The sequence below is a fragment of the Streptomyces sp. NBC_00887 genome (assembly GCF_045207585.1).
On the sequence record NZ_CP108788.1, the window covers coordinates 196,335 to 219,212 of the forward strand.

21 protein-coding genes and 1 pseudogene are annotated in these 22,878 nt (G+C 65.0%); 12 read left to right on the forward strand and 10 right to left on the reverse strand.

The genetic code is table 11. The annotated features are described in order from the left end of the window. Window positions 1-85: 85 nt before the first annotated feature. Window positions 86-805 carry a hypothetical protein gene (locus tag OG844_RS00970; protein ID WP_406387439.1) on the reverse strand — a complete coding sequence of 240 codons (720 nt, stop codon included), beginning with the start codon at window positions 803-805 and terminating at the stop codon, window positions 86-88. Between the two features lie 243 nt (window positions 806-1,048). On the opposite strand from OG844_RS00970, the gene OG844_RS00975 reads away from it, so the two are divergent. The 3 genes from OG844_RS00975 to OG844_RS00985 all read left to right on the forward strand — a co-directional run bounded on the left by OG844_RS00975 (window position 1,049) and on the right by OG844_RS00985 (window position 3,529). Further along, entirely contained in the window at window positions 1,049-1,621 is a 573-nt protein-coding gene (locus OG844_RS00975; protein WP_406387440.1) for a TetR family transcriptional regulator C-terminal domain-containing protein, read from the forward strand. Window positions 1,622-1,704: 83 nt separating this feature from the next. Further along, entirely contained in the window at window positions 1,705-2,178 is a 474-nt protein-coding gene (locus OG844_RS00980; protein WP_406387442.1) for a hypothetical protein, read from the forward strand. 325 nt (window positions 2,179-2,503) lie between these two features. Continuing rightward, window positions 2,504-3,529 (forward strand): alcohol dehydrogenase, encoded by a 1,026-nt coding sequence (locus tag OG844_RS00985; RefSeq protein ID WP_406387443.1) that lies wholly within the window; start codon window positions 2,504-2,506, stop codon window positions 3,527-3,529. Between the two features lie 152 nt (window positions 3,530-3,681). On the opposite strand, the gene OG844_RS00990 is transcribed toward OG844_RS00985, so the two are convergent. The 4 genes from OG844_RS00990 to OG844_RS01005 all read right to left on the reverse strand — a co-directional run bounded on the left by OG844_RS00990 (window position 3,682) and on the right by OG844_RS01005 (window position 10,550). Further along, a complete protein-coding gene (locus tag OG844_RS00990) occupies window positions 3,682-5,520 on the reverse strand; it encodes a glycoside hydrolase family 15 protein (protein WP_406387444.1) in 1,839 nt (612 codons plus the stop codon). A 613-nt stretch (window positions 5,521-6,133) separates the two neighbouring features. After that, a complete protein-coding gene (ribH, locus tag OG844_RS00995) occupies window positions 6,134-6,619 on the reverse strand; it encodes a 6,7-dimethyl-8-ribityllumazine synthase (protein ID WP_406387446.1) in 486 nt (161 codons plus the stop codon). Window positions 6,620-6,863: 244 nt separating this feature from the next. Then, entirely contained in the window at window positions 6,864-7,850 is a 987-nt protein-coding gene (locus OG844_RS01000) for a nitrilase-related carbon-nitrogen hydrolase (protein WP_406387447.1), read from the reverse strand. A gap of 420 nt (window positions 7,851-8,270) precedes the next feature. Then, window positions 8,271-10,550, reverse strand: coding sequence for a SpoIIE family protein phosphatase (locus tag OG844_RS01005; protein WP_406387448.1), 2,280 nt, complete (start codon window positions 10,548-10,550; stop codon window positions 8,271-8,273). Window positions 10,551-11,535: 985 nt separating this feature from the next. Here OG844_RS01005 and OG844_RS01010 point away from each other — a divergent pair. The 5 genes and pseudogenes from OG844_RS01010 to OG844_RS01030 all read left to right on the forward strand — a co-directional run. After that, window positions 11,536-12,435, forward strand: a complete 900-nt coding sequence (locus OG844_RS01010) for an alpha/beta fold hydrolase (RefSeq protein WP_406387450.1) — start codon at window positions 11,536-11,538, stop codon at window positions 12,433-12,435. A gap of 195 nt (window positions 12,436-12,630) precedes the next feature. After that, entirely contained in the window at window positions 12,631-12,912 is a 282-nt protein-coding gene (gene tatA / locus OG844_RS01015; RefSeq protein WP_406387452.1) for a Sec-independent protein translocase subunit TatA, read from the forward strand. Window positions 12,913-12,951: 39 nt separating this feature from the next. Next, a complete protein-coding gene (gene tatC / locus OG844_RS01020) occupies window positions 12,952-13,800 on the forward strand; it encodes a twin-arginine translocase subunit TatC (RefSeq protein WP_406387454.1) in 849 nt (282 codons plus the stop codon). A 48-nt stretch (window positions 13,801-13,848) separates the two neighbouring features. Continuing rightward, window positions 13,849-14,190 (forward strand): Sec-independent protein translocase protein TatB, encoded by a 342-nt coding sequence (gene tatB, locus OG844_RS01025; protein WP_406387455.1) that lies wholly within the window; start codon window positions 13,849-13,851, stop codon window positions 14,188-14,190. Window positions 14,191-14,485: 295 nt separating this feature from the next. Beyond that, window positions 14,486-14,644, forward strand: a pseudogene (locus OG844_RS01030) (IS5/IS1182 family transposase); the annotation flags it as partial. A 42-nt stretch (window positions 14,645-14,686) separates the two neighbouring features. Here OG844_RS01030 and OG844_RS01035 read toward each other — a convergent pair. Then, a complete protein-coding gene (locus OG844_RS01035) occupies window positions 14,687-15,331 on the reverse strand; it encodes a hypothetical protein (RefSeq protein ID WP_406387456.1) in 645 nt (214 codons plus the stop codon). Between the two features lie 163 nt (window positions 15,332-15,494). On the opposite strand from OG844_RS01035, the gene OG844_RS01040 reads away from it, so the two are divergent. Then, a complete protein-coding gene (locus OG844_RS01040) occupies window positions 15,495-15,680 on the forward strand; it encodes a transposase family protein (protein ID WP_406387457.1) in 186 nt (61 codons plus the stop codon). A 779-nt stretch (window positions 15,681-16,459) separates the two neighbouring features. On the opposite strand, the gene OG844_RS01045 is transcribed toward OG844_RS01040, so the two are convergent. Then, on the reverse strand, window positions 16,460-16,639 hold the full coding sequence (locus OG844_RS01045) for a hypothetical protein (protein ID WP_406387458.1): 180 nt from the start codon (window positions 16,637-16,639) through the stop codon (window positions 16,460-16,462). Window positions 16,640-17,202: 563 nt separating this feature from the next. Continuing rightward, window positions 17,203-17,625 (reverse strand): organic hydroperoxide resistance protein, encoded by a 423-nt coding sequence (locus OG844_RS01050; protein WP_406387460.1) that lies wholly within the window; start codon window positions 17,623-17,625, stop codon window positions 17,203-17,205. Between the two features lie 572 nt (window positions 17,626-18,197). On the opposite strand from OG844_RS01050, the gene OG844_RS01055 reads away from it, so the two are divergent. Then, complete coding sequence (locus OG844_RS01055) at window positions 18,198-19,388, forward strand: alpha/beta fold hydrolase (protein WP_406387462.1); 1,191 nt, start codon at window positions 18,198-18,200, stop codon at window positions 19,386-19,388. Window positions 19,389-19,623: 235 nt separating this feature from the next. Here the strand turns inward: OG844_RS01055 and OG844_RS01060 are convergent, their stop codons facing one another. Continuing rightward, window positions 19,624-20,169 carry a CGNR zinc finger domain-containing protein gene (locus OG844_RS01060; RefSeq protein WP_406387464.1) on the reverse strand — a complete coding sequence of 182 codons (546 nt, stop codon included), beginning with the start codon at window positions 20,167-20,169 and terminating at the stop codon, window positions 19,624-19,626. 194 nt (window positions 20,170-20,363) lie between these two features. On the opposite strand from OG844_RS01060, the gene OG844_RS01065 reads away from it, so the two are divergent. Next, window positions 20,364-21,242 (forward strand): Bax inhibitor-1/YccA family protein, encoded by an 879-nt coding sequence (locus OG844_RS01065; protein WP_406395949.1) that lies wholly within the window; start codon window positions 20,364-20,366, stop codon window positions 21,240-21,242. Window positions 21,243-21,495: 253 nt separating this feature from the next. Here OG844_RS01065 and OG844_RS01070 read toward each other — a convergent pair whose 3' ends face one another. Further along, a complete protein-coding gene (locus tag OG844_RS01070; RefSeq protein WP_406387466.1) occupies window positions 21,496-21,969 on the reverse strand; it encodes a VOC family protein in 474 nt (157 codons plus the stop codon). A gap of 450 nt (window positions 21,970-22,419) precedes the next feature. Between OG844_RS01070 and OG844_RS01075 the strand changes: the two genes are divergently transcribed. Further along, window positions 22,420-22,845: a TIGR02611 family protein gene (locus OG844_RS01075; RefSeq protein WP_406387467.1), complete on the forward strand. Its 426-nt coding sequence runs from the start codon at window positions 22,420-22,422 to the stop codon at window positions 22,843-22,845. Window positions 22,846-22,878: the final 33 nt, after the last annotated feature.

Consider the following 22,878-nt stretch of genomic DNA (forward strand, 5'->3'; position numbering starts at 1 on the left):
GATGGGGTGTCCAGAGACGCCACAAAGTGTGGGGTGATACGGGAAGCCGCGTCACCGCCTGGGCCGGAATCTACTGCCGCCCCCTTTAGGAGAATTCGACGTGATCGATGTCGATGGTGACGAGTTCGATGTCACGAATGGCGACGCCGCCCTCTCCCTGCGGGTAGACGCGCCGCTTGGTAGGCACCATGATGCCGCCGAATTCCTTGTAGTCGGAGCTGTAGTGGGCGGCCGGTCCGGCGTTGAGGACCTCGGCCGCGTAGTCGTGTCGACGCAACAGCCCGGCCTCGTCGTAGTAGAAGACCTGTTCCGGCGCGTGAGTGGCGATACGGCTGGGGAAGGTCACCTGTAGCCGGCGCAGGGTCGCGCCGTCCTCAGTCACAGGCTCCAGCTCCTCGGTCTTGAAATCGGGCGAGGCGAAGATGAAGGGGGAGGTCAGGTAGGTCCACATCGCGTAGCCGGCGAAGTAGGCCAGGTGCAGATCGTCCCAGGGGGTCTCGAGGGTGTGGCCGGCGAATGCGGCGCGCGGATCAAATCGCTCCGCCTGTACATCGCCGGCGCTGTTCTCCACGGCTACCCGCTGAGCGGCGAAGGAGCTGTGCAGGTCTGGTGCGGTGAAGGGACTGTGACTGGCGTACTGGCGGTCGAGGTCGATCCGCACCGTGGATGAGTCGAGGACTCCGCCCTTGCCCTTCAGGTCCCAAAGGGCTCCGCCGGAATGGAATTGGACCACGGCCGTGCGGTACCGGCTGTAACGGTCCAGGCCGCCGTGGGCATCGATGACAGTGGTGGTGAGGTCAGTCATGAGGGTTCCTTCGTCTGGCATTGGCGTGCCGCCTACCATTCGACCATAACGACCGGTCGTCTTAACGTCAACGCATGACTTCCGCCGCGAGCGCGAGACGAGGAAGAGGCATGCCGCGCAAAGGCACGCTTGCCAGTGCATCCTTTAGCCCGCCACGCCCGACTGCACACCGGAGAGACGCCGTCAGCGGCAGGAAGAGTGGTATTCTGAGACGATCGACCATCTTGCGAGGAGGCCCTGACCGTGGCCCGACCCAGCTTGCGCGAAAACATCATTGAAGCGGCCGTCGAGCGGTTCCATGCCCACGGATACGCGGCAACAGGGGTGAAGGACATCACCGACGCCGCCGGCGCTCCGAAAGGGTCCTTCTACAACCATTTCGAAAGTAAGGAAGCACTCGCGATCGTGGCGTTGGAACGCTACGGAGAGAGCCGTCGCTTCGACATGCTGTGTGACGAGTCGGTGGCGCCCCTCGCCCGGCTGCGGCAGCACTTCGAATTCCTGCGCGACGAGAATCTCGAGACACGATTCGCCCGGGGCTGCATGGTCGGGGACATCGCAGTCGAGATGGCCGACCACAGTGAAGCGGTACGTGCGACCGTACAGTCGAGCTTCACCTATTGGCGCGAGGCCCTTGCCACGGCCATTTCCGCCGCCCAGCAGGCAGGCGAAGTGTCCAGGGCCCAGGAGGCTGCCACGCTGGCGTCCTTCGTGCTGAACGCATGGGAAGGGACCCTGATCGCCACCAGGACCGACCGTTCGGCCAAGCCCTTCGAATCCTTCTTCACGATGGTCTTCGGCGTCATCCTGCGCTAGGCGGTCTTGTCTGGATCACCGCGGCAAGTCAGCTCAGCGGCTGATGCTGTCCCGAGAGTGGGAAGCCTACGTAGATTCACCCGGTGACCTACGACATCATGCTTGTGCGGGTCCAGCCGGGTCTGACGCTTCAGGAAACGCTTGACCGTCTGAACGCCGGCTTTGATCCCGACGCCGACCTGCCCCTTCTCCGACTTACCGAAGCACAACGGGCCGAGTGGGACCGGATCCTGGGCCGAGTCTCACGGGACATCGGACCTGTGGAGTCTGAGGAGTACCTGTACAGCCTGGCCCTTGAGACGGTTGGTCCGCCGGGACGCGTGCAGCTCGACTACTACGGGGACACAGCCCACATCGAGGTCGCCTACCGTCACTCGGGGCTGGCGGCGTTGGAGGTGATGGAACTGGCCTATCGCATCGCTCGTATCGTCGAGGACGAAAGTGGCCTGACGGGCCACGACTTCGAGGTGGGCCAGCCCACCCGAACCGGTGACCCCGTCAAAGCCTCCGACCGGCTGAGTAGCATCTCCGTTTGGGCACAACATCACTTGAGCTAGCGGATCACTGGGCGGGCCAGCTGAAGATGCCGGGCGGCATGGAGTCCGGCCGGGTAGATGCTCGCGGTCTTCTCGTACGCCTCTCAGGTCGAAGCAGCACCAGTTGCCGGTCCGAGCAGTCAGTGGTGGGATGGAATTGTCTTGCGTCGGACCGCGGATAGAAGGCGACCGCCGGACACGAGAGTGCGTGGCCTGTCCTGCGTCGCGACTCGACAGCCGTGGTCAGGACGCCGAGGACAGTTCTGTGTGCCCTCGTCAACACGTGATCCAGAAGTGATTGGCGACTGCGTGCAGCGGCACCGTTTCCTGATCACGGAGGCACTCAGTGGATACCTATCGCGCCGCGCAGGTGGCTACGGCGAACGGACCCTTCGAGATCGTCGAACGCAGCACGCCAAGGCCGGGCCCCAACCACGTGCGACTATCCGTTGAAGCCTGCGGAATCTGTCACAGCGACGACTTCTTCGTGAGCGGTGGCATGCCGGGAGTCCAGTTCCCCCTGGTACCCGGACATGAGGTCGCCGGGCGCATCGAGGAACTGGGCGAGGGTGCCGAAAGCTTCCACTGGAAGGTGGGAGACCGAGTGACAGTGGGCTGGTTCGGGGGTAGCTGCTGGCACTGCACACCCTGCAGGCAGGGCGACTTCATCGTGTGCGAGAACCTCAAGATCCCCGGCTGGACATACGACGGGGGTTTCGCCGAGACCATGATCGCCCCGGTAGACGCACTGGCGCGGATCCCCGAATCCCTGTCGGCAGCAGAAGCGGGCCCCATGTCATGTGCGGGAGTCACCACCTACAACGGGCTACGCCGTAGCTCCGCCGAACCGGGCGACCGGGTTGCCGTAGTGGGTCTCGGTGGTCTCGGGCATCTCGGTGTGCAGTTCGCCGTAGCTATGGGATTCGAGACGGTGGCCATCGCCCGGGGCCAGGAGAAGGCGGAACTGGCGGAACAGTTCGGGGCGCACCACTACATCGACAGCACCGGACCGACCCCGGTCGCGGACGCCCTGCAGTCCCTGGGCAGCGTCAAGGTGGTCCTGGCAACTGCCGGCAATTCCGACGCCATCACAGCTACAGTCGACGGGCTGACACCTCGAGGCGAGCTCGTGGTCATCGGTGTTTCACCCGAGCCCCTGGCAATCAGCCCGCTCCAGCTCATTCTGCCCGGCAGGATCGTGCGCGGTCATCCCTCCGGTACAGCTCAGGACGTGCAGGACACCCTGGACTTCAGCGCCCTTCACGGCATCCTTCCCACAGTAGAAGAGACCCCTCTGAGTGAGGCTGACGCGGCCTACAAGAAGATGCTCTCCGGCGCAGCCCGCTTCCGCATGGTCCTCACCAACAGTTGACGTATCCTCCTGCTCGCCGCGGTGGGCGCTGCCAGTCTGGCGGCGCCACGAAGCCGGTCTTCAGGCTGGGGGCACGGCACGCGGGCGGGCTGCCTGGGCTCCGGCAACACGTCGTTGCCGCTTGCGGGCCGGGTTGTTGGGCACGAGAAGCCTCAGTCGGGCGAGCCCTCGGGTCGGTCGGTTGGGCACTCGGCCTGGTGGATGGCCCAGGCCGCGTTGACGAGCCCAATGTGGCTGAAAGCCTGCGGGAAATTGCCGAGCAGTTCGCCGCCAGGTCCGACTTCCTCTCCGAGGAGGCCCACGTCGTTCATGAAGCCGGCCGCGCGTTCGAAGATGGTACGGGCCTCTGCGACATCACCCGCCAGTGCGAGCGCCTGGGCCAGCCAAAACGTGCACAGCAGGAAGGTCCCCTCATTGCCGGGTAGGCCGTCGTCTGCCGCAAGGTAGCGGTAGACCATCCCGTCCGTACCGGTGAGGCGGGTCCTCACTGCGTCGATGGTGGCCCTCATCCGGGGAGTGTCGGCAGCTTCGAACCCTACGATTGCCAGCATGAGGGCCGACGCGTCGAGCGTGTCCGAGCCGAGCACCTGTGTGTATGCGCCTGCCGACTCACTCCACCCGTCGCGCTCGATGGCTGCGCGGATCTCGCTCCTGGCCTGCCGCCATACCGGGGTTCGGCTCTGTGCACCCAGCTCTTCGGACAGATCCAGGGCGCGGTCCAAGGCGACCCAGCACATGAGCTTGGAGTACAGAAAGTGCTGCGGCGCACTGCGGACTTCCCAGATCCCCTGGTCCTTCTCGCGCCATCGGGAGGCGGCACTGTCCGCAAGTCTGGTCAGGAAGGTTTTGGTGTGTTCGTCGAGGCCTCCCAGATAGTGGCGCAGCTTGTGGAAAGCGGCGAGCAGCTCGCCGTACACGTCGAGTTGACGCTGTTCCCAGGCTCCGTTGCCGGTTCGGACCGGCCGGCTCCCCCGCCATCCGGGCAGAAGAGGCAACTCGCGCTCACTCAAGTCGCGTTCTCCGCGGATGCCGAACATGATCTGCAGGCCTTCGTGGTGTTCGGGGTCCCCGTCTGCTGCCTGCGCCATCCAGCGGAAGAAGTGTTCGGCTTCATAGGGACAGGCAGCCACCCATAGTGCCTCCAGGGTGAAGGAGGCATCTCGTACCCAGGCGTAGCGATAGTCCCAGTTGCGGACCCCTCCGACTTCCTCGGGCAGCGAGGTCGTCGGGGCCGCGACGATGGCGCCGGTCGGCTGGAACGTGAGTGACTGCAGCACACGCCCGCTGTGGTGCACCAGGTCCGCCCACGGCCCTTCGTATGTCTGATGGCGCTGCGACCATGCGCGCCAGCCCGCCAGGGTGTCCTGCAGCTGGGTGAGGATCTCCTGCTGGGACCACACCTTGGGGCTGTCGCCTGCCGGTACCCGTTGGAGGGCGAAGCCTGCCCACTGGCCGGTCTGCAGTGTCGGGGCGCATCTGGCCATGTCCGTGATGTCCAGCCGGTACGGAGTGCTTAGTCCGATTGTGTCTGGGCCGCCGTGGCAATGCAGCCCTCGTCCTTCGTCGACAGGCATCAGGTGGGGCCTGATCAGGCCGTACTCCGGTCGCGGGGCGAACTCCATGTCGAGTGTGACGTGGCCTTCGGTGCACTTCACCGCTCTGAGGAGGAGGTGGGGCGCGTGCCGGCCGAGGTTGTGCCCCCATTCGCTGCGTCCTGTGGCGAGGGCGTCCGTGACGGTGATGACTCCGGTTGGGGTGCGAAATGTGGTCTCAAGGACCATCGTGCGGTCCACGTATCGTCTGCTTGCCGTGTGAGGGCCGGCCGGCCGGATGCTCCAGTGGCCTGCTTCTGGGCCCAGAATCCGCGCGAAAAGGGAACGGGAGTCGAAATGCGGCAGGCATAGCCAGTCGATTGATCCCTGGCTGCTGACGAGTGTTGCGGTATGGCAGTCGGAGAGCAGGGCGTAGTCCCCGATGGGACGGTCGTTCATCTGGGGCACCTCCGCAATTGGCAGTCGCAGCCGCCCTTGGGGGCGGACCGGAGCCTTGAGGTGCGGCAGTACGCCTCTGCCACATGTTCCTACAGGCGGGATATGCACGCACTTCCCTGGCGTCGCTCCATGCCCGTTCAGTGGCACCCTGCATGATCGGAATCTTCCGGCTCGCCCTGCGGACCTCGTAGGAGCGGCAGGGTGACGCGGGAGCGGAGGCCGCCCGTCAGAGGACAGCTCGGCAAGGCAAAACAGCGCCAGCCCGTTCGTCAGAGACACGCTCCAGGCGTGTCTCTGACGAACGGGCTGGTCAGTTGATTTTTCGGGGAGGGCGGCAGGCCCTTGAAGGCCTCCGCAGGGAAGTGTTCGCACCGCCTCGCCCGGGCGGGGGGCCGTCCGGGCGGGCTCGGCCGCTCCGGACATGCCATCGGCTGGACCGTTTCGCTGTACTCCACCATCTGCCAGGCTCATCAGGTTCCGCTGGAGCTGGAACGAAGAGCCGGCGGCCGGCTCGAGTGGTCGGCAGCCGCAGTTTCGGAGATCCGCGACTCAGCCCGTGACGGCCGGACAGGGTTCCTGTTTGGCTCCTGGACAGCGCGCAGGGGCTGTTCGCTCAGCTTTGGGGGTCGTTGCGCCCCTGCAGGGCCAGGGCGGTGGCAACAGCGGCTGTGACGGCCTCGTGCCCCTTGTCCTCGTTTGATCCTTCGAGCCCAGCGCGATCGAGGGCCTGCTCTTCGTTGTCGCAGGTCAGCACACCGAAGCCAACGGGGATCCCGGTATCGGTCGATACTTGCACCAGCCCCTGGGTGACGCCTTGGCAGACGTACTCGAAGTGGGGGGTGCCGCCGCGGATGACGACGCCGAGCGCAACGATGGCATCGTAGCCGCGCCCAGCCAGAACCTTCGCCGCGACAGGTAGTTCGAAGCTGCCAGGGACACGTATCAGGGTGGGTTCGTCGATACCGAGCTCGCGCAGGGCACGCGTGGCACCGTCGACCAGTCCGTCCATGACCTTCTTGTGCCACTCGGCGGCTATGACGGCAACTCGCAGGTTTTCGCCGTTCTCTACGTGCACTACAGGAGCGCCATTGCGGCTCATCGCTCTTCTCCTTGGTGGTGGGGGATGTGGGCGGCGTTCTTCTGGATGCCTTGCATTCACGGGGGCGCGTACAGGTCTCTCGAGAGGGTGCGGTGCACGACAGTCTCAGCACATGCCGCATGCGCTTCCGGTCTGGTGGGGCGCCCGCCGACGAAGACGTCGTTCACTCATCTCCGTCCGCGGGGGTCTCGGCCTCGCCGATGACCGATGACCGCTGTGTATGTGAGGCAGGTGCGGCCGCTGCTCACTTGGCCTCGGCTGAGCGGCCCTTTTCAGTTGCCGGAGCGCTTGAGGACCCCTGGCGATTGCGATCGTGGACGGCGGGTGCCGGCGTCCGGTCGATCTGCAGGCTGAGCAGTTCGGGGCGGCTGTAGTGGCCGCTGGCGTCCATCAGGCGCTTGCGGCGGTCGATGAGCGCAAAGTCGAGGTCAGCGATGACTTCGCCTTCGCCGGAGGTGATCGGTTCGCCGATGATGCGGCCGTCGGGGTCGATGATGGCTGTGAAGAAGCCGCCGGAGATCGCCTGTACGGGGCCGCCGGTGTCCTTCGCAATCTGGGCCTGCTGGTCGGCGTCGAGCCAGGCGGTGGCGCTGACGACGAAACTGGCCGATTCCAGAGCGTGCTGACGGACATTGACTTCGATCTGCTCTGCGAACAGATCGCCCCCGAAGGCGCCGGGGTACATCGCGGCGTGGATCTGCTCGCCGTCGGCGATGAGAGCGTAACGGGCCAGCGGCTGGTAGTGCTCCCAGCAGGCGAGCTGGCCGATGCGGCCGACGACGCTGTCGACCGCGCGCAAGCCTGATCCGTCTCCCTGTCCCCAGATCATCCGCTCGTGGTAGGTCGGCGTGATCTTGCGGCGGCGCTGGATCAGGGTTCCGTCGGCGTCGAACAGGAGTTGGGTGTTGTAAATGGTGCCGCCATCACGTTCGTTGACACCGATCGAGACGACCATGTTGGCCTTGCGGGCGGCGTCGCCGATGGCGTCCGTCTCGGCAGAGGGCACAGTCACCGACTCCTCAAGCAGGCGCAGGTGCTCCGTGGCCAGTTTGTAGGGGGGCTGCACGAAGGAGAAGTAGGGGTAGTAGGGGACAACGGTTTCAGGGAAGACGGCAAACTCGACACCCTTCTGGCCCAGCTCGTCGATCTTCTTCACGACCTTCTCGACGGTTCCTGCACGGCTGTAGAGCACCGGGCTGATCTGCACTGCGGCGGCCTTAACAACAGTCATGGTGTGGCTCCTTGTCTAGGTGCGGTCGGTGTGACCGAGAGGTGCTGTGCCCGTCCACTGACAGGCATGCGGATTCGGGAAACCGAGCCGCTGTCCGTGGGTAGCTGGTGCCCGGCTGTCTGGCGTCCGTGTCACCAGTTGTCCGATGATCGTCCACCATTCCCCAGATAGGAGCATATGCTCCTATCTGGGGAATGGCAACAGTAAGCCTCTGAACACCTATCGGGCGGTTTGAAGGGATTCATCCAGGACCGGCTTCGAACAGTGGGAGGTGGCGGAGTCTCAGAGGGCGTGGCCACGGATGTGCACACCGAAGGTGACGGCTTTCCCAAGCCGAAGACCGGATCAGCCGCACGCCTCCGGGCCAGCCGCGGTTGCCGGAATCTGCGTCCACGCCGTGCCGCTGCTGGAGGCCGCTTTCTAGGACCCCGGGTCGTCTCCTGTCACCTCTTCGGACACTTCGATGGGCAGGTCGAGCAAGACCGTCTTGCCACGTCCGTTTGGCGAGCTTCGCCATTTCCCACCGAGCGCCTCCACGATGAGCAGACCGCGGCCGTGCTCCGCCTCCGCGTTTTCCTCCTCGGCAAGCGCAAGGGGGGAGGGAACGGGCGGGTTACTGCCGGCGTCCCGCACCTCCAACCGGATGTGGTCGTCGAACGCGCGCAGGCGGACATCGACGTCGCTGCCTGCGTGGATGAGTGCGTTTGTGACGATCTCGGAAGTGACCAGCTGGCATGTGTCGGACATCTCCCGCAGCCCCCAGGCGGCCAGCTGCTCGTCCACGAAGGTTCGCGCTGCTTTAACTCCTGGCAGATCCCGTTGCTGAATATGCAGGCTCTCCGCCCGCTGGCCCTTCAGGTCGCTGCAGCCCTCGTAGCGGACGAGTAGAAGCACGGCGTCGTCACGGTGCCGCTGTGGGCTCGTCATCTCGGCGGTCATGCGGTCCGCCAGCTGCTCGAGGTCCTCTTCTGCCTCACCACCGCCAGCATCCAGTAGCGCAAGCGCCTGCGCCTGCGGGTCCGGCGCATCCCAGGCGATCAGGCCGTCGGTGTACAGCATCAGGACCGATCCGGGCTCAATATTGTGCTCCCAGCCTTCACTGGCGACTGACGTGGACACTCCGAGGGGGATATTCGACGGAGCGGTCATGACTTCGGCAGTCCCGTTCGGTCTTCGTACCAGTGGCAGGGGGTGCCCGGCGCTAGCCACCTGGGCGGTGCCGTCGACCGTGTCCAGCACGATGACGCAGCAGGTCACGATCAGGTCTGTGCCGAGCGCAGCAAGCAGTGTGCTGGTCCGGTCGATGACAGTGGTCGGACTGTGGCCTTCGGATGCGTAGGCGGCCACAGCCGTGCGCACCTGCCCCATGACTGCGGCGCTGTCCATGCCGTGTCCTTCGACATCCCCGACCACCAACACCATCCGTTCGTCGGGCAGTTTGATCACGTCGTACCAGTCGCCGCCCACCTTCGAGGTGGCTGCGGTTGCTCGGTACCGCGCCGTGGTGGTGAGTCTGGGCGAATCAGGCAGCGCGGACGGCAGGAGGAATCTCTGGAGGCATTCTGCGACCTCGTGCTGCTTGACGCTCAGTGCGACACGTTTCACCGCCGCGCCGAGGAGTCCGGCGAGCATGGTCATGATCGCTCGTTCTTCGGGGGGAAACGCGCGGGGCCCTTGGAAGGAGAGGCAGCAAACGCCAACAACCTGGCCACTCCTGAGAGGGGAGAACTCAAGGAGTCCGGTGTTTCCCGCGAGGGGCAGGTATGCCTCGGCCAGTGAGTCGGTGCCGTACTCGTCGGAGAGCGACGACTGGCCGTCTGGAAAGAAGAGGGGGCGCCCGCGGCTGGCCCGGGCCGCCGGCACCTGGGCGTCCCGTCCGACGCCGTGGGTGGTGCGGACCAGCCCAGAAGACTTTCCGCTGTGCCCCAGGACCCAAAGCCGGCCGTCGTCAGCGAACGTGAGGACCAGGGCCTGGGCGCGCAACGGCAGCATCACGCAGTACTGAGCTGCCTCGACGATGTCGTCCATCGTCATGGCCTGATTGAGCAGTTCGGCCAGGCGCCGAACGGGGTACATCATGCTGATGCCGGCAGAGCCCGGGACTCCGGGCACTCCCCATCCGGGGGTCACGTAGTTCGTCTCCGGGTCGAACCACCGGGGCGCGAGCATCGGCATGGGACCGGGCTCGATTACGGCCCCCTTCCCCGTCAGCTCGCCGAGCGCCCGGGCCAGCGCGTCTGCGATGCCCTGCAACTCAGCGTGGTCTGCTTCCTGGTAGTTGTCGTGGGTCTCGAGACGGAGAGTAGTGATCGCTCCGAAGCGACGTTCAGCGGCGCTGACAGGGGCCGAAAGAGAGATATAGGGATAGGGAAGGGTGTTCCCCTGGTCGGCCGGGTCGGCCGGGACAGGGTCGGACAGGGTGGCAGTTTCCCGCAGGGCAAACGCGCGAGCCGAGGCATAGAGCGCACCCAGACGCATTCGCACGGGGAACGTGAAGAGGGAGGGTGGGCTGCCGCTGACTGCGGCGAGCCCAAGTCCGCCATGGGCGTTGTCGAACAGATAGACGGCTGCCGAGACTGCACGCAGACGACGGACCGCTTCCTTCAGGGCGTGATGCAAGGTCGCCGCGAGGTCAGCCGCTTCCGTACGACCGGGCTGGGTCCCGTGGGGGCGCTCGCCGGCTGAACCGCTGCTCGTCACAGAAGGTCCCCTTCTGAGTGTCGACCGCGATGGGCGAATACATTCAGCAAACGCGCCGTCCGGTCGTGCCGCAACCGACGCTCGACGCCGCCTGCCCTATTCACGAGGGCGACCCGGGCGTCGGGAAGGCACCTGCCTGGCCGGCACCGGAGGGTCGTAGCCATATGAAGCCGTCCGGCTCGCGAAAGCTCCGGCCACCTCCAGCAGCGCCGTTCTCCCGGGGCCGCCAGGGGAGACGTCGATATCCACAGCCTCCGTGCCGGTGCCCGCCAGCCGCAAGATCTACTCAACTGCACATTCACGCGCACCCCACCGGCGGCACATGTGTCTCGCGTGAATCATCACTGACAGCCCGGCCAGCAACGCAAATCGTTTATGCAGCGCCACCGGACCACGCCCAGGCCGCACCTGCAGAACTCCGGCGGGAGGCGGCCATCACAGTACATCCCGGGCCGATTCTCGCCCCTCCCCCTGCGAGGCAGGCATCCGCGGCCGCCTGCCCAGCCGCCCCTCCCCCGCACCGACGGATCCTCCTGAACTGCCGGTTTACGGGCCTGTTTCCGCCCGAGGTCGAGGTCCCCGCCGGAGGCCACTCGCCTACTGCGCCATTCCCTGGGCGACAAAGCACTCAAGACCTCGGACACCTCCGAGAGGCGCACGCTGCGTGAAGACCAGAACAGCGAAGCCCACACATACGCGTGGCGCAGCACCATTCGTGCGTCACCGCCTTGACAGGTGACGCAGTCCGTGTGAACCTCGTTCTACGTCTTCGATTTTGCGAAAGGAAATTTCAATGAACGCCACTCCTACTCCCATCGACTCCGCAGGTCAGACTGAGACCGCATCCAGGGCGCGCCGCTGGTTCTCACGCCGCGCGTTCGTTGGTGGAGCGGCTGTCGCGGCCGCTGGTGCATCGCTGACCGGTGTAGCCACGGTCCCGGCGGTTGCTTCTCAGGGGCGGCGAACACCCGCGGGCTTCGGCTCAGTGTCGACGGCACCGCGCCTGCCGGCAGGGTTTTCGGAGACATTTAAGAGCCGGTTCGTCCAGGCGAACGGGATCCGCCAGCACGCGGTCGTCGGTGGTGACGGTCCGCCGCTGCTGCTGGTTCACGGCTGGCCGCAGAACTGGTATGCCTGGCGCCTGCTGATGCCGGAGCTGGCCAAGAAGTACACCGTCGTGGCGGTGGACCAGCGGGGTATCGGCCTGACCGAGAAGCCCGCGACCGGCTATGACACGCGAACGCTGGCTAACGACCTCGTCGCACTGATGGACGCCCTCGGCCACCGCAACAAGTTCGCCGTGGTAGGCCATGACACCGGCATGGTGATCAGCTACGCCCTCGCAGCAGATCACCCCGACCGTGTCGCACGGGTCGCCCTGGCCGAGGTTCCTGGCCCGCCCGGAGTGGTCCCTTCTCCGCCGATGTTCATCGAAGAGCAGTTCAACAACAAGCTGTGGCACATCCCGTTCAACCGGGTCAACCATGAACTGACCGAGAAGCTCGTCCAGGACCGCGAGGACATCTTCTTCGGCTACGAGTTCGACATCCAGGGCGGCAAGCTCCCCGAGTACGCACGCGAGTACTACATCAGTCTCTTCTCCAACCCCGAATCCCTGCGCGGTGCCTTCCAGTTCTACCGATCGTGGGACACCACCCTCAAGCAGAACGAAAAGCGCGCCAAGACGAAGCTGCCGATGCCCACGCTCGCCATCGGCGGAGCCGACAGCTGGGGCCCCGGAGTCGGCCATGCGATGGCGGAGTCAACGACCAAGCTCGAGACCGCGGTAATCCCTGGTGCCGCTCATTGGGTCGCCGAGCAGGCGCCCAAGGCAATGCTCGACACCCTCGGGGAATTCCTCGCCCCGTACCGCCACCGCAGGTAGTCCTCCGCACCCACTCACTCCAGGCACTGACCTGAACAGCGGGGCCGAGTACCCGGTAACGGCAACTCGGCCCCGCTCACCCGGCTTTCCCCACCTCCGGTGGATCACTGACGGAATTCACGCAGCTCGCCCCGGCGATGCTTCATCCACTCACCTGTGCGGCGCTGCCGCGCCCCCACATGCGAAGGAAACAACATGTTCGGCAAGCTCGGAGCACCTGAAATCCTGCTCATTCTCGTCGTCCTGGTCCTGCTCTTCGGCGCCAAAAGGCTGCCCGGCATGGCACGCTCCCTCGGCCAGTCCCTGCGGATCCTCAAGAGCGAAACCAAGGCGATGCGCGATCGCGACGAGGAGACGACCACGAGCGCCTCCCCACCCATGTCCGAGGGCACCGAAGGCGACCCACTCGTAGCGGTCTCCGGCCCAAACCGCCAGGAGGTCCCGGTGGCCACCCCGGGTGTCTACAGCCCTCACTGACCGATAACCAGGAGGCGAGAGAAGGACCGAGGCCTACCCATGACTGCCACTGCATCCCAGCACCCTCAGGGGAGTATGCCCCTCACGGCCCACCTACGTGAGCTGCGCAATCGCCTCTCCAAGGCGATCGGTGCCATCCTCGTAACGACCGTCGTCGCCGCGCTGTTCTACAAGCAGCTCATCGATTTCGTCATTGCGCCCCTGCCCGGCTGCGATCCCACGACCATCGGAGCCGCGGGATCGGAACGGTGCGGCATCGTCTCGACCAACGGCCTTCTCTCCCCCTTCACCCTCGCTCTCAAGGTCTCTCTCACCGCAGGCCTCATCGCAGCGAGCCCCGTCTGGCTCTACCAAATATGGGCCTTCCTCGCCCCCGGACTGCACCGCAGCGAGAAGAAGTACACGCGAGCCTTCCTGGCAGTCGGCATCCCTCTCTTCCTTGTCGGGGCTGCGATCGCTTATGCCATCCTTCCCACCACTGCACGCGTTCTGATCTCCTTCACCCCGGACGGGGCCACCAATATCCTGCCCATCGACGACTTCCTCGATCTCGCTACGCGCGCGATCGTCGTCTTCGGGCTGGCCTTCGAGCTCCCCCTCCTTTTGATCATGCTCAACTTCGCCGGCGTCCTTTCCGCCCAACGCATGATCAGCTGGTGGCGATACATGGTCATCGGCATCACCGTCTTCGCCGCCATCGCCACACCCAGCAGCGACCCCCTGACCATGCTTGCCCTCGCCGGTCCCGTTACCGCTCTGTACCTCCTCGCCTGCGCCGTCGCATCGTTCAACGACCGTCGCCGTGCCCGGGCTGAGGACACAGATGCCCTCAGCCCGGACGAAGCTTCCACCCTGCCTTCTCTTCGTGAGCCGGCAGACAGCCACTGAACCCCACCAGCACCACCCCGCAAAAACATCACACCCAGGAGATTGCACATGTTCTTCGACATGGGCCCACTCGAAGTAATCGCCATCGCCGTAATCGCCATCATCGTCCTCGGCCCCGAGAAGCTACCGAAAGCCATACAAGAAGTCACTTCGGTAATCCGCAAATTTCGGTCACTCTCCCAGACTGCTCAAACCGAGATACGCAAAGAGCTCGGGCCCGAGTACTCCGACCTCCACCTCAACGACCTGCGCCCTCGCAACCTCACCCAAAAGGCTATATCCAGCGCAGAACAAAGCATCCGCCTGCACGATCTCGCAAAGAGTATCGATCTGGACAAAATTATCGCCGATGAGAAGACTCGGCCGACGCTCGCCAAGGTCACGAACTAATTGGTTCGTTCTTCGTTCGGATCAGCTGCTGTCCTGGCCGGAAAGGGGTCCGCCGCCGGTCGACCGGCGGAAGACAGGCAGCCCACCTGATCCGCGTCGGGCACGGCGCCCCGACCACCACCGCGGCCGACGTTCAACGGCATCACCCAGACCCTGGCCCTGGTCGACGGCACCCCGATGGCGGCCGGACGTCCCAGTCGGCCAAGGCCGCGCCCCGAATCCATCCCTGGGTGACAAGGCGTACGCCTAAGGCCGTACGGCGTGAACTGTGGCGTCGCTGGCCCTTGCGGGCGATCGCGGATCGCGCGGAGGTCGGCCGCCAAAGTTCGACAGGGACGACTACAAGCAGCGGCACGTTGTGGAGTGCGGGATCAACCGGCTCAAGCGCCACCGGGCTGTCGCCACTCGTTACGACAAACTCGCCGTCCGCTTCGAAGCGACCGTGCTGGTCGCCAGCCATCAACGAATGGCTGTGACCGGCACTTTCACGCGGGTCCTAGTCGTAAGGCGGGCCGATGACCGCCTGGCCGATCTGCTCGGCCAGCCAGGCAGCGTAGCTCTGTGAGTCCCCGGTCTTGTGGACGTCGACGCATACACTGTGGGTCCCGATTTGTCGGGTGGTTCCTGCGTCGTCGCAGTTGAAGACCAAGGTGACCCCGTCGTGATCGACCCGCCCGTCGTACCCGTGCTCTGGCACCGCCGGCCAGATCACCTGGTCCCAGCGGATCAAGCCGTATCTCGCCCCAACCAACGCCGTGAAGGCGTCCTCGACACTGCCTACCGGCTGGTCCAGCATCGACGCCCAGAGCGGGAGCAGGGGAACGAGGCCATCTGCATCCTCAGAAAGCTCGGCCGCGTGCCAGTCGCACCTCAAGCCCGCCTGCGCATCAAACTCCCTCGCCCAGAACTCTTCGTTCTCCGTGCGGAACCAGGCGTCCGGCAGCACCTTACGCAGTTCCAACACCTCCGCGACCGTGCAGAGTTCCACGTCCACCGATACCTGGGCATAGTCTCGATCGCCCAGCGCGAGGAGCCGGCGCCCCGTGGCGAGGGCCGCTGCCGGGTCTGACGTGCGGAAGACGGGATAGGAGACGCCGTTGGACATGTGAGCACCCTGCCACACGTCGATGTTGGCCAGCATCTGCGTTTCGAATGCCTGTGACCAGCACTCACAACAGGCCTAGTCGGCCGCTGTGATCACCGAACTCGTTGCCGAGGTCGGACCGTAGTGGCATGAGCATCGCCAGACCAGGCTTACGTCCCGGCCGCGGAAGAGTGCGGTGGGCGCAGGTGCGAAGCACCGCATGATCTTTGTCGACCGGCTCCTGGCCACGCTCGTGCACCTTCGCCACGGGGTTACTCACGACGCGCTGGCCTGCCGGTTCGGCGTGGACCGCTCAACCGTCACCCGGCCATCGGCGAGGTGCGGTCCCTGCTCGCGGAGCGGGAGGCACCATCAGCCCCGACGTGTGGCTGCGAACGCTAGCTGAGGTCGTTGACCCCGTCTCGGCGAGCCGGGAAAACCAGCATCATCGACGGCATCGAGATCGTCTCCCCCGAGCGTCGGCCACCAGGACCGGGACAAGTTCATCTCCGGCAGACCGGATACCGGCTTGGCAGACGAAAGCGCCAAACCCCGCCGCCCCTTTCGACGTCCCACCACTGACCGTGCACGAGCTCGTTAGACTCACGCAGCTGCTGACTGCAGCCGGTGCAACGGGGAAATCCTTTTGTACACGAGCAATATGGGAATCCTCCATCACCCATGCGGCGCAGGAGCCTGCGGGCTTGACTGCAACCTGTCGTCGCCAGCCTCATGGGCCATGCGTCAGGCAGGGCCGACCCCAAACGTGAACGCCGGTGCGCCCGCCGGACCGCAGCTACGGGCGCCACAATCGGGGTACGCCTACCTCGAGGGTCTCAAACGTTTCCGTATCCACTCGGACGCCCCATCGCCGGGGCAAGAGATCGCCCTGCGGCTTCAGTCCGACTAGAAGATATGCAGGAAGCAACCGAGCGTAACCGCACCGGCAGCTGCGATCGAGGTCATCTTGAGAAGGATCCTCTGGGGCTTCAAGGGGCCTCTTTCGGAGAAGCGTCATGTTCTGTTTCGACGTCAGGATGTCTCACACTTTCACCCTTGGCAGGTGCACGCCGAAAAACGGTGAAAGTATCGCGGCCGGGATTTGATATCACCAATCAGCCGAGGCGGTCGGCCATCCAGATGCTAGCGAATGGACTCGGACCGCCCCGGCCGAGAACGTATGGGTCACAGACCACCCATGCGTATGAGCCACCAATGCGCGTTGTACACACCGCTTTGCGTGTCGCGTGGCGCAGCCGAACGCTCTTCCACGGTGTCCTCCAGCCGGACAGGGGCCGGAAGCTTCGAGAACCGCAGGCTGCGCTGCAACTGCGCCGCATCTACAGACTTGCGTTCCTTTGCCATTTCAACGCCTCCTAGCACGGCCCTAGCGGCGTGCTCGCTAGCAGTCTGTCCTCTGTCTGCGACAGAGGCGGAAGTGGATACCTCCGGTGATCCCACAGATCCAAGAGCTGGACACAAGCACTTGGCCCGACGCGTCGTACCCCTGCGGGAGATGGCGGCCTCCGGTAGTTACTGATTGAACGAAGAATGCTGCCGAGAAATTCCTTTCCCTGGCAAACGTGCGCACTGACAAGAGGTTGCAGGGAGCGAACTCCCTGGCAAGCCCTCACCGCCTGGGCCTGGACGACGAGCCGGGCTCAAGACGAGGTGCCATGGCCCCGGATACGAGGCTGGCCCCGGCGTTTTCCGTAGGCCGCGACAAGAGGGATCGGAGATCCACGCGGGTCAGCTGTCAGCGGTTTCTGCCCCGTGGCAAAGGAATCCGGCTGATCAGCGGCCGATGCACCTCGGCTACGGCCTCGCGTCCCTACCGATCCGGAGCTCTCGCGAAGGTGGGTCTCGCAGCACGACGGTGATCCCTCGGCGCGCGACCCGCCCTCGGAGAGCAACTGATCATCGCCGAATCAGACAGCGGCGGCGTTGATGGTGACGGGGATGTTGCCTCGAATCGCCTTGGAGTACGGGCAGATCTGGTGCGCAGCGTTGGCGAGCTCGTCAGCCTCCCCCTGGGTGACTCCGCCGAGCGAAAGGTTGAGGACCGCGGCAAGGGAGTATCCGTCGCTGCCGTGGTTCAGGGTGAGTTCGGTGTCGATTTCGGTGCTGCTGAGGCGGATTTTGCGTTGTGCCGCTGCGACGCGAAGGGCTCCGAGGAAACAGGCGGACCAGCCGGCAGCAAAGAGCTGCTCGGGGTTGGTGGCAGTGCCCGCGCCACCAAGCTCCTTGGGGAGTGACAGATCGGTGCTGAGCAGGCCGTCGCTGGATTCGGCGTGGCCGCCGTTGCGGCCTTCGCCGGTGACCTTCACGAGAGCGGTGTAGTCGTTCGCCATGGTTTCTCCTTCTTGGGACGTGCGCTGCGGATCCGTAACGCACGAAGGCAACACAAATCACGTTGCGTCACCTGTTTAAGCGGTGACTCCATGATTACATCACACTGGTCACCAGTCAAGGTGGTGACGAATGAGGATGCATTCAACCGCCTGCCGCCTCGGCGCATGCGGGCAGCACCGGCTGGCAGGTCAGCGTCTGCGGCGGCCACCAGAGACACCCAGCCGGTTGCGCGGCAGCTGGAGGGACAGCGCCGCACACAGCGTCGGCCAGACAGGAAGGGGAGTCGCGGCGCGTCGCCGGACCACCCGTGCCCGCGGGCGTGCCGGACGGCAGCCCCAACCCCCGCCGTCACCCGCACGGCGCAGCGAAATGAATGCGGAACGCCCCGTCCGAGCCATCTTGACCGGCCACACCTGACCGCATACTGCAGCCCTTTCGGGGCTGAACCTCGCACCGGAAACCACTTGCCCGAATCAGTGGCCGGCTCCTGTATTCGCATGCCGCCCCCCATGCCCGACATGCCGGTAACTCGACGTGAGGTTACGTTCACGACGAGTGAAAGGAGAAGTGCATGAACCGAACTCCGGGCGAGCCGCCTTCCAAGGACAGCTCGAACCCAGACCTGTCTCAGGACAGCAGTCGTAAGCCCTCTAGGCGCACCGTCATCGGCGGCCTCATTGCGACCGCTGCCGTCGCCGCGCTGATCGGCGGATTGGTGCTGTCCTCCCCGGGAACACCCGCGACCAATGCCCGCTCCTCCACCTTGGGAGGAGAGCCTGCGGTACCGGACGCCTCGTCGGCATCTCAGTCGGATAAGTTCGGCTCGGTATCCACATCCCCGGGTCTCTCAGCGGAGTTCAAGAAGACTTTCACCGACCATTACATCGAGGCTAATGGTCTGCGTCAGCACGCGGTCATCGGAGGCGAAGGCCCGCCTCTCCTGCTGGTACACGGCTGGCCGGAGAGCTGGTACGCGTGGCGCCTGGTAATGCCGGCCCTGGCGCGCAACCACACGGTCATCGCGGTCGACCAGCGCGGCATGGGCCTGACCGAGAAGCCTGCGACCGGATACGACACCGGCACTCTGGCCAAGGACTTGGCCGCTCTGATGGACAAGCTCGGCCACGAGCGGTTCTCTCTCGTGGGCCACGACACCGGCATGATCATCAGCTACGCACTGGCCGCCGACTCCCCGAGCCGGGTCGAGCGCGTGGCCCTGGCCGAGGTACCCGGCCCGCCCGGAGTCGTCCCGTCGCCGCCGCTGTTCCTGCCCGAGCCGCTCAACAACAGGCTGTGGCACATCCCGTTCAACCGGGCCGACGCCAAGCTGGTCGAAGAGCTCGTCTCGGATCGGGAAGACGCTTTCTACGGCTACGAGTTCAAGGTCCAGGGCGGCGGAGTGCCCAAGGAGGCAATTGACTACTACGTCCGCCTCCTCTCCAACCCCGAGAGCCTGAGCGGAAGTTTCGGCCTCTACCGCGCCTGGGACGCCACCACCGCGCAGAACGAGAAGCGGGCGAAGACAAAGCTTCAGATGCCCGTTCTGGGAATCGGTGGCCAGGACAGCTGGGGGAAGGCCGTCGCCGACGCCATGAAGGGTGCTGCGGTGAACGTACAGACCGCTGTCATTCCCAACACGGGACACTGGCTCGCCGAGCAATCTCCCGACCAGATGGTGGCAGTCCTCACCAAGTTCCTGAACTCCGGCCGCGGCGACGCGGACCAGGGCGACACCACGTCTCCCCCCATGGCTGGGAAGTGACGCGAACCCTGCTCAGCGCCGGAACGACCAGCTAGGGACCGCCGCCTCCCCAGGAGGCGGCGGTCGCTTGTGCCGCCTCAGCCAGAAACCTGGCTGACGGCCTCGCTGATCTGCTAGGGAAGAGCGGACGCTGCGCGCAGTCGTGGACTTCGGCTGCCGTCCACCGCGACTGATCGGTCGTCGACGTACCCTCAACGGTTGGGTTAGGGCTCCGCGAGCGAGCGGAAGCAGTCTTCTACCCCCCGCTCATTCGCTTGCGGGCCCGATACGCTGCGGCCTTGATTCTGTTACCGCACGGGTCCATGGCACACCACTCCCGCCTCGCACCCCGAGACCGGTCGATGTAGACCTGCGAGCACTCGGGATTGCCGCACTCCTTGAGCAGCGAGACGTCCGGCCCGCCGAGGACCGAGACGGCATCCTGGGCGACAGCGGCGAACGCCTGCTCGATGGAAGCTTCGACATGCCGCCCTTCCGCGGTGAGCTGCGGAACGGGGGTGGGCTTACGCGCGTAATCATTTACGAGCGCCAGTGCGTGCTGGTCATAGGCCCGGCCGGACATCCTCGCCAGGATCAGCTGGTAGACGGCCTCTCTGAGCTCCAGGGCCTCGCGGAGATCTGTGGCCTCGCAGGGAATCTCGCGCTCCGTGATCCCGCTTTCACGGAACCATGCGCTGAGGCTCTCGGGTGAGGACATGTCCTCACGGGGATCTGAGCGGTACCTAAAGCGCAGTGTTCCTGCGAAGTCGAGCGCCGGGGCACCTCCAGGGAAAGCGTGCATGTCACCACTCTAAATGGTGACGAATGAGGGCGCAAGAACCCGCCCCAGGTCACCGGCGAGCCCAAGGGGCGCCACAATTCGTCACCCCCTTGACAGGTGACGATTGGTGTGTGACCGTGCAAGAGCGACGCAGGGTGCGACGCGGATGTACGAGCAGAGAAGGCAGTCGGATGTTGGACGCAGACAAGCGGTCCCTGAAGGGCAGCAATCCGCTCCTCCGCCAGTGGAAGGATCAGAACGACGGCGCCAGCGGTCGGCGGTCCGCCGGTGCGGAAAATTCGACGGACGCGGGCACCGCACCCTCGTTGATCACGATCAACCTCCGCAAGGACACCGAAGCGGCCTACGACTCCGGATTCAGCCCTCCCGCACAGAACACCGCCGGCGCCATGACGATGGACGACGTGGTCGTCCGCACGGCCATGACCCTCGGAACGGTCGTCCTGACAGCGGTGCTGTCGTGGGTCCTGCTGCCGGTTGACCAGATGCAGCTGGGCAGGTCTTACGGCATCGCGGGTGGTGCCGCCCTGGTCGCCTTCGCCCTCTCCATGATCCAAGCCCTCAAGAGTCGACCCACCCCGGCACTGATCCTTGCGTACGCGGCATTCGAGGGGGTCTTCCTCGGCGTCATCTCCGCTGCAGTCTCCACCCACATCGCGCCGGGTGTAGTGATTCAAGCGGTCCTGGGCACGATGGCGGTCTTCGCCGGAGTGCTGATCGCCTACAAATTCGGCTGGATACGCGTCACCCGTCGCTTCTACGGCTTCGTGATCGCGGCGGGACTAGGTTACCTACTGCTCACAGTGACGAACCTCTTGTTCTCCGAGCTCGGCGACAGCGAGGGACTCGGCTTCCGCAGCGGCAGCCTCGGCATCGTCTTCGGAGTCATCGGTGTCGTCCTGGCGGCAGCATTCCTGGCCCTGCACTTCAGGCAGGTCGAGGAGGGCATCGAGAACGGCGCCCCCCGAAGGGATGCCTGGCTCGCGGCCTTCGGACTCACCCTGACCCTAGTTTGGCTCTATGTGGAACTTCTCAACCTGCTGACGCTGGTGCGGGAAGAGGACGTCTTCTGATCGCTCCGACCGCCCCGGACCGAACCTGAACCGGAGCACTGGCCAGAGACAGCTCATGAGCGCGGGAGAAACTACTCCCGCGCTCATTCACGTACTGCGACGCACCGGGCCAACACGACGCCGAGGGCTCCTACCGCAAGCAGGCCGATAGCGACTATCAGCGTCTCCCCCTGCATCCGCGTCCCGCAACCAGACGCCCCCACACACCTTGACCGCGGCCCAGGCGCAGCCCGCGGATTCGAAGGGAAGCCGATCAGCGGCCCGGCGCCCGCTGGGTGACCTCCTGCAGTACCCAGCCATTGCCGTCAGGGTCGCTGAAGGTTGCGAAGGAGCCGTACGAAGCGCGGTCCGGGTGCGGGCCGGCCTTGCGTTCCTGCCCCTCAATGCCATGCACGACCCCACCGCCCTCATGGCTGTGGAAGACCAGCCCGCCCGCATCGTGGAAGATCTCGCTCACGTCGATCCCGCGGCCCACGAGTTCGTCACGCGCGGCCTCGATATCGGAGACAACCAGGTACAGGCCCTGGCTCGAGCCAGGCGCAGCTGCGCTGAGGCCCTTGCCGAGCAGGATCGAGCATTCCGATCCGGGAGGCGTGAGATGTACCGCCCTCCACTGTTCACTGACGTTGGCGTCGAGATCCAGACGGAACCCTGCCTTCTCGTAGAACGCCTTCGAACGGTCGACGTCAGAGACAGGAAGAACGACGACTTCGAGTTTGAGGTCCATTCCTCTAGTCACCCTCTTGGACCTGGTTCTCGCAACTGCAGGAGTCTTCGAGCTTGCAGCTCCTGTCTGCGGGTGCATCCCCATACCGCGCCGACCTGGTCCCGGGCAGGCACACAGCGCTTGCTGAAGGTTGGCTCTGCGTATATCTGAGACTCATTCTGAGGAGGACCGGAAGAGGGCACAGCACCGTGTGGTCTGCGCGGGAATAACTCCCCCTCGTCACTCCTTAGAATGGTTACGCCTGGTGCCGCAGCCCGCGAGCCGGCAACGAAGGACTGGGCCAGGCCATACAGAACTACCGGCCCAGCATCAATTATCCAGAGCCTGATCAGAGTTTATGCGGTGAAATGTGTCATGGTGTGGTCCAGGATTGAGGTAGACGAAAAGCTCAGAAGGGCAACAGCGGTCGCCTCGGACCCTGCAGAGAGCTTTTGCGCGAATACCGGCCCGATGGCTACATCCTCGAACAGCCGGACCGAAGGCGCTGTCTTGCAGGCAGAGGGAGGGGAGAAGCCGTACGGTTCCAAAGCCCCCCACTTCATCCAGCGTTCGAAGTCGCTACACCTGATCTGGCGGATCGGTATATTCCTTGCGGGATTCGCGGTAGTCGGCACCGGCGTGATCCTTTTGCCGCTCCCCGGCCCCGGCTGGGTAGTGATCTTCGGCGGTATGGCGATCTGGGCCAGCGAATTCACTTGGGCCCAGTTCGTCCTGCGCTGGACGAAGCGGAAGGTGACCGAGGCAACGCGGCGAGCTTTGCGGCCGGAAGTGAGGCGGCGCAATATTGTTCTCACATCGGCGGCGCTCGCGGTAGTGGCAGCAACTGCCGGTACCTTGATCACGCACTTCGGCCTTCTCAACCGATCCATCTTCTGACTTGCCGCCCCCGCCCGCGGTGGGACGGGGTGT

Bases quoted from the DNA above. Each gene is read 5' to 3' on its own strand.
- OG844_RS00970 (WP_406387439.1), bottom strand. From the start codon at position 805: ATGACTGACCTCACCACCACTGTCATCGATGCCCACGGCGGCCTGGAC.
- OG844_RS01075 (WP_406387467.1), top strand. From the start codon at position 22,420: ATGGCTACATCCTCGAACAGCCGGACCGAAGGCGCTGTCTTGCAGGCA.
- OG844_RS01070 (WP_406387466.1), bottom strand. From the start codon at position 21,969: ATGGACCTCAAACTCGAAGTCGTCGTTCTTCCTGTCTCTGACGTCGAC.
- tatB (WP_406387455.1), top strand. From the start codon at position 13,849: ATGTTCTTCGACATGGGCCCACTCGAAGTAATCGCCATCGCCGTAATC.
- ribH (WP_406387446.1), bottom strand. From the start codon at position 6,619: ATGAGCCGCAATGGCGCTCCTGTAGTGCACGTAGAGAACGGCGAAAAC.
- OG844_RS01050 (WP_406387460.1), bottom strand. From the start codon at position 17,625: ATGGCGAACGACTACACCGCTCTCGTGAAGGTCACCGGCGAAGGCCGC.
- tatA (WP_406387452.1), top strand. From the start codon at position 12,631: ATGTTCGGCAAGCTCGGAGCACCTGAAATCCTGCTCATTCTCGTCGTC.
- OG844_RS00990 (WP_406387444.1), bottom strand. From the start codon at position 5,520: ATGAACGACCGTCCCATCGGGGACTACGCCCTGCTCTCCGACTGCCAT.
- OG844_RS01045 (WP_406387458.1), bottom strand. From the start codon at position 16,639: ATGGCAAAGGAACGCAAGTCTGTAGATGCGGCGCAGTTGCAGCGCAGC.
- OG844_RS01035 (WP_406387456.1), bottom strand. From the start codon at position 15,331: ATGCTGGCCAACATCGACGTGTGGCAGGGTGCTCACATGTCCAACGGC.
- OG844_RS01000 (WP_406387447.1), bottom strand. From the start codon at position 7,850: ATGACTGTTGTTAAGGCCGCCGCAGTGCAGATCAGCCCGGTGCTCTAC.
- OG844_RS01060 (WP_406387464.1), bottom strand. From the start codon at position 20,169: ATGCACGCTTTCCCTGGAGGTGCCCCGGCGCTCGACTTCGCAGGAACA.
- OG844_RS01055 (WP_406387462.1), top strand. From the start codon at position 18,198: ATGAACCGAACTCCGGGCGAGCCGCCTTCCAAGGACAGCTCGAACCCA.
- tatC (WP_406387454.1), top strand. From the start codon at position 12,952: ATGACTGCCACTGCATCCCAGCACCCTCAGGGGAGTATGCCCCTCACG.
- OG844_RS01040 (WP_406387457.1), top strand. From the start codon at position 15,495: ATGATCTTTGTCGACCGGCTCCTGGCCACGCTCGTGCACCTTCGCCAC.